Genomic DNA, 12,209 nt, shown 5'->3' with positions numbered 1-12,209 from the left:
AGCTAAACCGCCATCAATTCGGCAATGTTGATTCCGGCAACATCGAACTTCTCATGGGACCAATCTGCTCCCCGCGCCGGAAGCAGCCGTTCAGTTTGCCGTTCGAATAAAGTCGAGGACTCAATTTGCCCTTCCTCGACGCGGTTGCGCACGCTGAGGATTTCATTGACATAGCGGTGCCCCTCTGGCCCGCGAACACAATGAACTACCAGGTCTATGCATGCGGCTACCGTCTTGACGGTGAAGTCGCTGGTGATATTCGGCCCGGCAAGCAGTGGCAAAGTGCAAATTTTCGTAATTGCGTCTCGGGCAGAATTTGCGTGCAAGGTGCAAAGCCCCGCGATTCCAGAATTCAGCGCAATCAGCATATCCAAGGATTCTGCTTCTCGGACCTCACCAACGATGATTCGTTCTGGACGCATCCGCAACGCTTCTTTGACCAGCCGTCGCATGGTAATTTCGCCGGTGCCTTCGAGATTGGCCAGACGTGTTTGCATGGCAACGACATCTCGTAGTGAAAGATTCAACTCGAAGATTTCTTCAATGGTGATGATGCGTTCTCTGGGGCCGATTGCCGAAGCCAAGCAGTTGAGCATGGTGGTTTTGCCAGCTTGGGTTGGACCGGTCACGATGACGTTCAGTCCGGCGCTGATTGCGGTGGAAAGGAACAAAGCGGCTTGTTCGCTCAATGACCCCAGGTCAACTAAATCGTCCAGTTTTCCTGCGCGAGCAATGAATTTGCGAATGTTGATTGCCCAATGTTCGTGGGTGATATCTGGAATCACGACATGCAGACGCGAGCCATCGGGTAATTGGCAGTCCACGAAGGGTTGGGACAGGTCCAAACGCCGTCCAGAAGACTTGAGCATGCGTTCTACCAGTGCTGCGATTTCGGCAGTTTCCATGCGAATATGTGTCAGTTCGCTTTGCCCGCCTCGGGCGCAAAACACTTGATGAGGCGAATTGATCCAGATCTCTTCAACTGACGGATCATCCAATAGGGGTTGCAGCGCACCAAACCCCGCCACATTGTCGAATACCGACCGTTGGGCGGCTTCCAACGATCCCAGTGAAGGAACAGCCCCGAGCAAAGCGCGTTCGTCGTAATCACGAACTACGTCGCCAATCAGGGACCGGATCTTCTCGGGTTGCTTGGCTGGGTCCAATCCTCGGCGTCTAACGAGCTCACGCACTTCATCTTCGACAATAGACAGCGCATCCACCACTGGCTCCTTTTAGCTTTCCTACAGGAGGATCCCGTTTCCGGGGACTATCGGCGAGCGCGTCGTCGGTACAGCATGCCAACTCGTATGACAAGGGATGCTATCTGCCTCGGAGATTGCTTTCAAGAGGTTTTCGAAGTTGTGGATAGTTAATTTTCGTTTCTCCACAACCGGTTTTTCTTGCACCCTCTGCGGCCTAGTTGCTGGTTTAGATAGGAAATGACACTTTCCCATGACTTTCAGGAGACCTCATGGTCCGCTATGAATTACTTCTGATTTCCCGAAAATTTCAGCATCCGCGGCAATTCGAACTTGTGATGTCCGGACGAGTCTCGGGCGAGCAGCTCGCTGGATTGCTAGAACAGCAGTTCCCGGGGCAACAGTGGTATTCGGGCACGTGCCGGCTAGAAGAGCTGGAGCTTCTGCCTGCCTCCGAAAGGCTGTTGCTCAGCGAGTTACCGCAGCCAGTGCGCTCGGCACCGACAGCAACGTCGTGCCTCAAGCTCTATATCCGGCGCGGCCCCGATGCCGGGGCATGGATTGCGCTGTCCAAGGGCGAGCATCTTATTGGCAGAACTGCTCCACTGTGGTTGGAAGACCCATTGGTCTCCAGGGTCCATGCGAAATTATCAGTGACAACACGGGGCCTACATTTGTCTGCCTGCGCTAATCAACAAATCGCTATGCCCGATGGCAGTCGATACGAATCAGTCGATTTAGAACAAGGCTCGCGATTCATCCTCGGGCACACCGAATTTGCCATCGGCGATCCGCTGGTGGAGGGATCTTCTATTTCGGTCTCGCCTGACCAACTAGAGATCCAAGCTCCGCCCAAACCAGAGATGGCAAGGCTGATTGCCTTGGTCCTAGCTGCTTTCGTACCGATCCTCTCCGGCATCTTGCTGGCATTGGTTACCGGGTCGATGCTCTTCCTCATATTGAGCGGCGTTTCGGCACTGATGGGCGTGGTCCCTGCCGGTCAGTTGCTGATCGAACGGCGCCAGTGGAAAAGAGAAGCGAAAGCGCAGCGCGCTGCTGCAATTGCTGCCAGGAAGAACTACGCTCCCGAACTTGGAGAGTACTTTGTTTCCGAGCTGGACTCGGCATCATTGGGTCGCCCCTGTGCCCAGGTGCCGCCGCTGGTATGGGGCAAAGGGCTATGGTCTCCGCAAGACATCGCTCCTTCAGCGCCGAAAGGAATCCGCAAAGTATTCCGCAGCCTCAAAAAGCCGAAGTCGGATGCGCCTTGGTACGGACCAGTCTTTTTCCCCAGCACCACTGGCATCTGGCAATTGAAGACGACGCAGGGACAATATGCGGGGTCCATCCTCGCCTCGGTACTCGCACGGTACCTTCCCGCAATACATGCAGGACGGATTCGACTTGTAATCGATCCAAGTATCAGGTGTCTTCCCTCCTCGTTGTTGCTGATGCGCCATGTTTCCTCAGCCCAACTGGTAGCCCCAGAAGAATCGCGGCATTTTGGGAACGAAGACAACGCATTGTCTACTATCTACGTCACTGCCCAGGCACCCCAGCCCGTCCCGGGTGCCCTGGTTTTGGGGATCTGGCCGGCCACGGCCGAATGCGCGGAAAACTGGATTGCTCCGCACCCAGTCTCGGCACACCTGCCTGATGAACGTTTGGCATTGCAAAATTTGAGCCCGTTGAGCCTCGCCCGCTTCGACAAAATGGTGCACCAGCTCGTAGCGCTGCAAAAACGCTCAATTACTTCGCACTTGGACTCCACACAAGCGCCGACGCTAGCCGTACGTGCCCATCTTGGAATGAGTGATCAAGGCGAAGAGGTGTTTCTCGACCTTCATGAAGATGGGCCGCACGTCTTGATATGCGGCACTACCGGCTCAGGCAAATCGGAAGCGCTCAGACGCATCATTTCGGATTTCGCTCGTAACTACTCACCGGCCCAATTGGCCTTCGCACTCATCGATTTCAAGGGTGGCGCTGGGCTCAGCGTCTATGAATCACTGCCCCATGTCCAGCTTTTCGCAAGCGACCTGGACGGAGCAGCGGCTGAGCGCACGCTGGAACAGCTCGAGCATGAGGTGCGTCGACGTGAAGAACTGCTGGCATCCCATGGCTGTAGCGATATTGCCGAGTACCAAGCCCTCGATGAATCCGAATATGTCCTACCGCGTTTACTGGTAGTCGTAGACGAATTTCGTGTGTTCATTGAAACTCTTCCGCAAGCAAACCTCAGAATTGATCGATTGGCTGCCGTTGGACGAGCGTTGGGAATCCATCTGATCCTCAGCACTCAACGTCCAGCCGGCGCTTTAACCGGCCAGACGCGGGCAAACTTGAACACGACTATCGCTTTGAGGGTCAACGATCAAAGTGAGTCTGTAGAGCTGGTCGGCTCCACCGCAGCGTCCAAGCTCATCGAACCTGGACAGGCCATCGTCAAGAGCGCAACTAAGCCCACTCGAAATATGCAGTGCAGTCTGGCCATTGAACCGCCCTTGCACGGCGAACTCTTCGAGCGCAACCGCCATGATCTTAGTTTGATGTCCTTGTGCAGATTCGAAAAAGCCTTCGTCCCCATGGCGAGCGATCCGTTGCGAGCGCATGCGGCGGAACTTGCCTCGAAGTGGGAATCGACAGTACGGCCGGTATCTGGTTTTGCACAGCCGCTACCGTTGCCTGGAGAATCGGCCCAGCCCCCTGAAACTTGGGAAGGAATCGAGCGCGGAGCACTGTACTGCGGTGTCGTTGATAATCTGCACAGGGCACGGCTCGAACCATTAGTCATTGACCGGGCTCGTTCACGTTCGATACTAATCTGCGGCCTGCCCGAAGCAGGCGCCAGCGAATTATTTGCCTCGTTGGCCAATTCCCCAAGGAAAATACTTTGTTTCGGGCCAGCGCCGATTCAGGGCACCACTGGAAATCTCAGGGTCGTTACAGGCGAAGATCTTTATAGCTTTCTCGACGCTGTCGACTTCTTGGAATCCATGCCGCAAGACCCGTCGCTGATCATTATTGTTCATTCACTGGCACAGTTGCAGTCCAATATTCATCCACAACATTTTCAGCGATTGGACGAGGCCCTCGGCTCGTTGCTGCGCTTCGGAGGCGCCGGTTCTCCCCTGGTGCTATGTGCTGTAGACCGCGACCAAAACACGTTGAAATCCACCGGGCTATGCACTGAGCAGTGGTTCTTCCCATTCAATGCCACCGAGTCGTTAAGGATGATCTGGCCCAAAATCCCAACTTGTTCACCTTTACCGGGCCGAGGGGTCAGGATAAGTTCTGGACATCCACCCCAAGTCTTTCAGCTCACTCGGGTTCAAGCGGCTGAAGCCGCCAGTAGTACTTGGCTGCAACTTACACCATCTGATGATGCCACCCTGGGTGCAGGAACAGAGCCGCAAAATCTTCTGGGGTATGCGCCGTTCGATGGCGCAGTGGTTTCGCGGCCAATGAGCCAATGCGTTATTTTGCTCTGTCCTGACGTGCAACAGCGCCTACGGATTTCTGTCGCTCTGGCCCAGCGTTGGAATGGCTTGCAGCTAAGCGGGCTAACTGACTTGGAGAATTTTGTCCGGACTCTGCGCGAAGGACCAAACTCTGCTCGCGAAAAGTTGCTGTGTCTATTCCTTGAAGCCACCAACGATTCCCGGTTGCCCTCGCTGTTGGAAGTGCTGAGATCAGCAGGACTCAATGTGGTTTTGTGCGTGCCGCCTTCGAGCCGTCTGGCATTCGACTTGGGCATGAGCTCCGTGGGGCTCGATGATCGGCAGGTGGTCGTTGTCGAAGCTACGCATCCACAAGATCTGCAGCCGATGAATTGGCCTGCGATTCCCCAAGGGTCCAGTGCTCACTCAGGAGACTATTGGCGTGCAATTATCTCAAAACACGGTAAGCCGCGAATGATCCACATCCCGCATAATCTGGCCCAGAGTCCTCTAGCGGTTCGGCCGGTCCCCGAGGAAAGCTGTGGTCTTTGGCGCGAAGAGCATCACTACGGTGGTTCCGGCAATCACGATGGCCAGTACCGCCACGGCCGTCACCATCGGGATATTCGAGCTGAGGAACGAGACTGAGAGGATGAGCTGAAATAGCTGCCAAACAATAATTGGCGCGCGGGTGAATGCTTTGCCCTTGAAGAAGTTGATCGCAACGCTGCCTTGCCAAACTGCGAGCAGCAGGCAAAGAGCTAACATGAATAGCTGGCCGCCCAAGTTCACAGTTCCGTTGGTATCAAGATTCGGCATGTAGCTGATGGCGTATGCCAAGGTAGCTAGTGCCTCAATCAGGACAAGCGCAGCAACCACGAAAACACTGGTTGGGCGGGACGAGGTTGTATTTTCGTTGCTCACATGATTAATTTTCGTTGACCTCCTTCAGGAACTCAAACCGCAACAATTGACTTTTGCTGTTGCACGCGCCACAGCTCCAATAACTAGCGGATACTAGCGTCAAATGCCATGTGAGAAAGCACTCAGGCATTCAGCAACATTTCGCTACCGTGACTCTTGTTTACTTCCGCGTTACGTGAAAACCTTATGTGGTCGGTTAAACGAAGTGCCCGAATGGACTTCTCCGAACTTTCGAAGTGCCAGATGTTAACTGCTAGGCAACCAGGATTTCATTTCACTCCTTGGTCTTTTTTGCCTGCGTGTTGATTTCCCTTGGCACTTCAGACACCTCTCAGATTTCAAGGAGCATCAATTAGCATGGATTGGCGTAGCCGCGCGGCATGTCTGGAAAAGGACCCGGAACTGTTTTTCCCAGTGGGAAACACCGGTCCGGCCCTGTTGCAGATCGAAGAGGCCAAGAGCGTCTGCCGTCGATGTGAAGTAACCGAAACCTGCCTCCAGTGGGCCATTGAGTCCGGTCAGGATGCAGGCGTATGGGGTGGCATGAGCGAAGATGAGCGTCGTGCCTTGAAGCGTCGTGCAGCACGAGCTCGCCGCGCTTCCTAATTAAGCTGCGCTCGAGGTAAATCTCGCAACCCGAGACGCTAAACGAAATCCGCCAGAGGTAAACACCAATGGCGGATTTCGAGTTTAAACGGCAAATTGTCAGTTCAGCTGGGTACATTAAAAGTAGTTTTCATGTTCGAAAGGATCCGTTAGTGACTCTGCCCCGCTTCGCGCGCAATGCTCAGGAAGGTGCGCCGGCAAAATGAGCACGTCCCTGACCGACCCGACCTTGGGCAAGACACTGGATGGCCGGTACCGCCTCGACCATCTGCTTGCCTTAGGCGGCATGTCCCGCATCTACCGCGCCATGGATAAGCGGCTGCATCGCGCCGTCGTAGTGAAAGTCTTGAATGACAACTACGCCAGCGAACATACAGTGCGTGAACGCTTCGAATCAGAAGCCGTCATCGCAGCCAACATCACGCATCCAAATGTGGTTTCCATCCGCGACCACAATGTGAGCGACAATCTGGTGTATCTGGTCATGGAATACGTCCGCGGGCGCAACCTTGAACAGGTTATCCAAGAGCGTGGTCGGTTCACCCCGCGCCAGGCACTGAGCGTCCTGGAACAAATCTGCCATGGACTGAGTTCAGCACACAGTGAAGGCATCATCCACCGTGACATGAAACCTGCCAATGTCTTGCTCTCAGATATTGGTGAAGTGAAAGTTACCGATTTCGGGTTGGCCAGAGCAGCCAGTGCGCATACCCAGTCGGCAACACTCGTGGCTACTTTGTCCCACGTCTCCCCTGAACTGGTTTCCGGGTCTCCCGCCGATTCGCGCAGCGACATCTATGCCTTGGGCATCACGATCTATCAGATGCTGACCGGCCAGGCTCCGTACACCGAATCCAACGCCGCTGCGTTGATGAAGCATCATTTGGACTCCCCCATGCCCATGCCTTCGGATCTGGTTCCGGGTCTGGCTCAGGATCTCGATGAGCTCGTTCGATGGTGTACGGAAAAGGATCCGGAAAAGCGGCCGCAGGATGCCTCCTTGCTGTTGGAGGAGATCATCCAGATCCGTAGCACGCTCACCGATGGGCAACTGGATCTGGGAGCAGAACAGCTAGGTGGGATTGAAGATCTCACTCCGCAAACTTCCACGCATATGCCAACGACCTTGCAGCAGCGACTTGATGCAATGCAGCGCGAGCGTGAAGACGAGCGGGAACGGCTCTGGCTCAAGCGGAACTCTGATCAGGCCGAAACTGAGTACGAAGTTGAAGACGGCGAACTTGATCCTGATCAGACCACCGTCATTGCGGCAGCCGATGCCACCGAAGTACTGGACCTACGAGACGCGCAGGCCACACTGGCCCAGCCTAGAGCTACTGATGTTGTTTCCGATTCAGAGATCAATGCAACGACCGTGTACAGCCGCGGCAGCGAACTGGAAAAGGCCGAAGAGGCCGAAGCAGATCAGTCATCCGAGCTGTCTGTGCGCGGTCAAAAGCGTGCGCAGAAGCAAGCGGCCAAAAAGTGGCGGAAAGAGGCGCAGGTTCCCACGCACCGTTTGAGCAAGCCGCGCACCGGTAGTCAGAAGTTCGTCATCACGCTGATGTGGATTATCATCATTGCCCTGGTTACAGGTGCTGGCTGGTTCTTCGGCCGCGGGCCAGGAACCATTATCCGCATCCCTTCCTTGTCTGGAATGCTCCAGTCCCAAGCGGTCGCGCAATTAGATGACCAGGGTATTCCCGTTCGCATAGGCACGGCATACGACGACGAAATTGCCATAGGCCGGGTGGTTGATTCGCAGCCTGGAATCGGCGAGAACATCATGAAATTCCAGGGCGTTGATCTGATCGTCTCCCAAGGGCCTGAGCTTTTTGAGGTTCCAGATCTCACGGGCAAAAGCCTGGAGCAAGCAACCACAGTCTTGAACGAGATCGGTTTCCAGGATCTGAAAACTGATCAGGCCTATTCTGAATCGTCGGACAAGGGTGAGGTCATCAGTTCCTCCCCCGCCGCTGGCAAGGAATTGCCCCGCAAGAACATCATCACCCTCACAGTCTCCAAAGGTCATGCTCCGGTGGAAGTCCCCTCGCTGACCGGGCTGAGCAAGGATGCGGCGCAGGAAAAACTTGAGTCGCTTGGCCTGAAACTCAACACCGCTGATTCCATCCATTCCGCCGTGGTTGAAAAAGGCCTGATCGCAGCTCAGGATCCGGCCACTGGGACCATCGAGTACGGCAGTACGGTGAGCGTAAATGTCTCTGAGGGGCCGGAGTACGTAGAGATTCCATCCGTGATCGGGCAAAGCGTCGACGAGGCTACCGCCATTTTGGAAGCTGCAGGATTTACCGTGAAGAACCACAATGTCTTTGGCGGTTTCAGCCAGACGGTCCGCATGCAGTCCCCGTTGAATCAGCAAGCCGTACGCGGTAGCGAGATCAGCATCTACGCTTTCTGAGGCTTCGACCTTGGTGCAGGCATGAAAAAATCCGGTTCCCGTATATTCGGGAACCGGATTTTTCTTAGCTGTTAGCGCTTGCGGCTACGGCTTTGCAATGCCGAGGAGACCAGGAAGGCCATTTCCAAGGACTGGCGGTGGTTCAGACGAGGGTCGCACAGCGACTCGTACAGCGAGTCGAAGTCTTCCTCGCGGATTGGATCCGCGCCACCGAGGCACTCAGCCACATCGTCGCCGGTCATCTCCACGTGCAGACCGCCTGGGAAGGTGCCCAGCGCGTCGTGCACCTCGAAGAAGCCGCGGACTTCGTCCATGACATCTTCGAAGTTGCGGGTCTTGTAGCCGTTCTGGCTGGTGACGGTGTTGCCGTGCATCGGGTCGGTAACCCACAGAACCTGGGCGCCGGAGGCAGTTACCTTCTCGACCAGGTTCGGCAGCTTTTCGCGGATGTTCTTCGCGCCCATGCGGGTGATGAAGGTCAGGCGGCCTGGTTCGCGGTTTGGATCGAGCTTGTCGATCAGCGCCAGGACGTCTTCCGGATCCGAGGTTGGGCCCAGCTTCACGCCAATTGGATTGCGTACGCGCGAGAGGAAGTCCACGTGTGCGTGGTCCAGCTGGCGGGTGCGTTCGCCGATCCACAGGAAGTGGCCGGAGGTGTCGTATGGCAAGCCGGTCCGCGAGTCGGTGCGGGTCAGCGCACGTTCGTAGTCCAGCAGCAACGCCTCGTGGGAGGCGAAGAATTCGGTGCGCTTGAGCGCCTCGAAGTCTGCGCCGCAGGCATCCATGAAGCGGATGGCCGAATCGATTTCGCCAGCCAGCTGCTCGTAGGCCGAGTGCGCCGGATTGGCCATGAAGCCACTGTTCCAGGAGTGCACGCTACGCAGGTCAGCGAAGCCACCCTGGGTGAAGGCGCGGATCAGGTTCAGCGTGGCCGAGGAGGTGTTGTAGGCCTGGACCATGCGCTTTGGATCGTGGGCACGGGACTCCGGAGTGAAGTCGAAGCCGTTGACGATGTCGCCGCGGAATGCCGGCAAAGTTACACCATCTCGAGTTTCATCATTCGAGGAGCGTGGCTTGGCGAACTGGCCAGCCATACGACCCATCTTGATCACGGGCATGGACGCGCCATAGGTCAGCACCACGGCCATCTGCAAGATGGTACGAACACGCGAGGAGATCTTATCTGCGGTTGCGTCGGCAAAGGTTTCGGCGCAGTCGCCGCCCTGGAGCAAAAAGGCCTTGCCCTGTGCGGCTGCGGCGAGGCGTTCACGCAGTACGTCGACTTCGCCGGCAAATACCAGTGGCGGACGCGAACCCAATTCGTTGATGGAGGACTGATAATCCTTGTGCTCGCGCCAAGTTGGCTGCTGGGCAATTGGAAGTTCACGCCACAAATCTAGTTGCGGATCGGTGGCGGGGCCGGCTACAGAGGAGCCTGGCAATGGGGTTCGGTTTTCTTCGCTCACCTTGTTCATTCTACGTGGGGAGCAAGCAAAGTACCGCGGCGAATGTAACAAGCCGACGTAACACTGGCTTTTAGCCCGGTTCTACTTCTTCGGCTTGCGCGGGGCGTAGATGTCCACGTAGCTCTGGCCCGAGAGCACATTGATGGCCTTGCGGATTTCATCGGCGCAAGCACGCATAGCTGCCGGATCATCATGCTTGCCTGCAAGATGCTCGAAGGCCAGCGGCTTGCCGATCTTGATGCCGATTTTCCCCGGGCGCGGAATGCTCTGGTTGATTGGCTGGACTTTATCGGTATTGATCATCGCAATCGGGATGACCGGTGCTCCGGATTCCAGCGCAAGTTTGGCGACGCCCAGCTTGGCACGGTACAAACGGCCATCAGGTGAGCGGGTGCCTTCCGGGTAGATGCCCAGCAGCTTGCCCTCATCTAATGCGAGCTTGGCACTGGCCAGCGACGCGGCGGATTTCTTGCCGCCCGAGCGGTCCATGGGCAGCTGGTTGATGTTGCGGAAGAACCATGCGGTGATCCGGCCTTTGAGTCCTGTGCCGTTGAAGTATTCATCCTTGGCCAGGAAGATCACCGGACGATCCAAAGCAGCAGGAAGGAAGACCGAGTCGCTGACTGATAGGTGGTTGGATGCCAGAATTGCGGCTCCCGATTCAGGTACGTTGTCGATGCCTTGGATCTTGACCCTGAAGAAGATTCGTATCAACGGCCGGACAGCGAAACGCTTGAGGAAGTCGTACAGCACGGTGGAAAATTCCTTCTTCTAGTTGACCAGCTACGCGGGGAGAGAAACCGCAACCCTAGTGGTCGAAGTACACTCCGCACCATCCAATTGTGCACTACGCTCGAAGGTGAATGCAGATTTTTGGAGGGGCACGATGAAACTTGATACACAAGATATTGCACCGGAGGGGCGAAAACGCTCCGATGCGGTGCTACTGATCCATGGTTTCACCGGTTCTCCTATTTCTATGCAGCCCTGGGCCAGCTCTTTGGAGCAGGCCGGGTTCGATACGGCTATCCCATTGCTGCCCGGTCATGGAACGCAGTGGAAGGACATGATCGGTTGCGATTATGGCCAATGGATCCATGCCACCGAACAGGCCTATGATCTGCTGGCCCAGACCCATGAACGGGTGTTTGCCGCTGGCTTGTCCATGGGCGGGGCCTTGGCCTTGCATTTGGCAACTCGCCGCAATGTGGCCGGGGTGTCGCTGGTCAACCCGGGCCTGGTCGTGGACTCCCCCGTCGCCCCCTACACACCGTGGCTCAAGCATGTGGTGCGCAGTGTTGCCCCGATCAGCGATGACATTGCCAAGCGCGGTGTCACCGAGGGTGCCTACCCACGCACGCCGGTTGCGGCAGTGGCCCAATTGCACTCGCTCTTTGCACAGACCCGGCGCCGCTTGGCATTGGTGGACGCTCCGGTGCAGCTCTTCCGATCGACCGTTGACAACGTGGTTTCCGAGCGTTCGGTGCACGAACTGGTCGAAGGGTTGAACTCAGGCACCCTGGCCGAGCACCATATGCTGCTGCATTCCAAGCACGTAGCCACCTTGGACTACGACGCCGAACAGATTTTCCACGAATCGGCTCGATTCTTCGCACAACTGGCCGCAGCGGAACATAAGCCTAAGCAGGAGCGCCCATGAATCCCGAAGATGCGCAGCCTTCAGGCCGGAAAGATCCGCAGTGGGATGAGCTGGTCGAAAATTTCCGGCAGCTCGATTCCAATACACCGCGCGAACCCAGTGCCGCCGAGCGTGCGGCTCAGCTGGAGAAGTTGTTCAACACCGGGCCCGGTGCAATGCGCGGACCGCGCGATTACGTGGCCGAGGATACCCCGGAAGAATTCGTTCCACAGGAGCCGGCAGCGCTGGGTTCAGGTGACCCGATGCTCAATCTTGCTTGGGTCGTCGCCGCCGGAGGCCCGCTCGGGTTGCTCCTGTGTGTGCTGTTCTTCCGCTCAGCTCCCGGATTCATTTACTTTGGCCTAGCCATCGTCGCGTTGCTTGGCATCGCGTACTTGCTCAAACGTCTTCCCACCGAGCGAGATCCGGGAGATGATGGAGCTCAAGTCTAGAAAACGACTTTGAATTGAAAATACTGTAGGTTACTCTGTAGTAATAAATATGTGATGCGGA

Annotated in this window: 8 protein-coding genes; 5 read left to right on the top strand and 3 right to left on the bottom strand. The window is 56.3% G+C overall.

What is annotated here, in order from left to right:
• Positions 1–2: 2 nt before the first annotated feature.
• Positions 3–1,223: a CpaF family protein gene (locus tag AARI_RS06650; RefSeq protein WP_041649541.1), complete on the bottom strand. Its 1,221-nt coding sequence runs from the start codon at positions 1,221–1,223 to the stop codon at positions 3–5.
• A 251-nt stretch (positions 1,224–1,474) separates the two neighbouring features.
• Between AARI_RS06650 and AARI_RS06645 the strand changes: the two genes are divergently transcribed.
• From AARI_RS06645 to AARI_RS18530, 3 genes are all read left to right on the top strand, one after another.
• A complete protein-coding gene (locus tag AARI_RS06645) occupies positions 1,475–5,290 on the top strand; it encodes an FHA domain-containing protein (protein ID WP_013348562.1) in 3,816 nt (1,271 codons plus the stop codon).
• Between the two features lie 633 nt (positions 5,291–5,923).
• Complete coding sequence (locus AARI_RS06640; protein ID WP_013348560.1) at positions 5,924–6,172, top strand: WhiB family transcriptional regulator; 249 nt, start codon at positions 5,924–5,926, stop codon at positions 6,170–6,172.
• Positions 6,173–6,374: 202 nt separating this feature from the next.
• The gene (locus AARI_RS18530; protein WP_013348559.1) at positions 6,375–8,591 is read left to right on the top strand and encodes a Stk1 family PASTA domain-containing Ser/Thr kinase; all 2,217 of its coding nucleotides are present in this window, start codon (positions 6,375–6,377) and stop codon (positions 8,589–8,591) included.
• Positions 8,592–8,662: 71 nt separating this feature from the next.
• Here the strand turns inward: AARI_RS18530 and AARI_RS06630 are convergent, their stop codons facing one another.
• Together AARI_RS06630 and AARI_RS06625 are read right to left on the bottom strand one after the other, a co-directional pair.
• Positions 8,663–10,066 (bottom strand): class II 3-deoxy-7-phosphoheptulonate synthase, encoded by a 1,404-nt coding sequence (locus tag AARI_RS06630; RefSeq protein WP_041648616.1) that lies wholly within the window; start codon positions 10,064–10,066, stop codon positions 8,663–8,665.
• Positions 10,067–10,138: 72 nt separating this feature from the next.
• Positions 10,139–10,810 (bottom strand): lysophospholipid acyltransferase family protein, encoded by a 672-nt coding sequence (locus AARI_RS06625; RefSeq protein ID WP_013348557.1) that lies wholly within the window; start codon positions 10,808–10,810, stop codon positions 10,139–10,141.
• Between the two features lie 133 nt (positions 10,811–10,943).
• On the opposite strand from AARI_RS06625, the gene AARI_RS06620 reads away from it, so the two are divergent.
• Positions 10,944–11,717 (top strand): alpha/beta hydrolase, encoded by a 774-nt coding sequence (locus AARI_RS06620; protein WP_013348556.1) that lies wholly within the window; start codon positions 10,944–10,946, stop codon positions 11,715–11,717.
• Positions 11,714–12,148, top strand: coding sequence for a hypothetical protein (locus AARI_RS18525; RefSeq protein WP_013348555.1), 435 nt, complete (start codon positions 11,714–11,716; stop codon positions 12,146–12,148). Before AARI_RS06620 ends, AARI_RS18525 begins: the two co-directional genes overlap by 4 nt.
• Positions 12,149–12,209: the final 61 nt, after the last annotated feature.

It is taken from the genome of Glutamicibacter arilaitensis Re117, from assembly GCF_000197735.1.
Taxonomy (GTDB): Bacteria; Actinomycetota; Actinomycetes; order Actinomycetales; family Micrococcaceae; genus Glutamicibacter; species Glutamicibacter arilaitensis.
Note: the sequence above shows the minus strand (reverse complement) of the source record. Positions and strands in the feature narration are given on the sequence as shown.

Bases quoted from the DNA above. Each gene is read 5' to 3' on its own strand.
- AARI_RS06645 (WP_013348562.1), top strand. From the start codon at position 1,475: ATGGTCCGCTATGAATTACTTCTGATTTCCCGAAAATTTCAGCATCCG.
- AARI_RS06640 (WP_013348560.1), top strand. From the start codon at position 5,924: ATGGATTGGCGTAGCCGCGCGGCATGTCTGGAAAAGGACCCGGAACTG.
- AARI_RS18530 (WP_013348559.1), top strand. From the start codon at position 6,375: ATGAGCACGTCCCTGACCGACCCGACCTTGGGCAAGACACTGGATGGC.
- AARI_RS06630 (WP_041648616.1), bottom strand. From the start codon at position 10,066: ATGAACAAGGTGAGCGAAGAAAACCGAACCCCATTGCCAGGCTCCTCT.
- AARI_RS06620 (WP_013348556.1), top strand. From the start codon at position 10,944: ATGAAACTTGATACACAAGATATTGCACCGGAGGGGCGAAAACGCTCC.
- AARI_RS18525 (WP_013348555.1), top strand. From the start codon at position 11,714: ATGAATCCCGAAGATGCGCAGCCTTCAGGCCGGAAAGATCCGCAGTGG.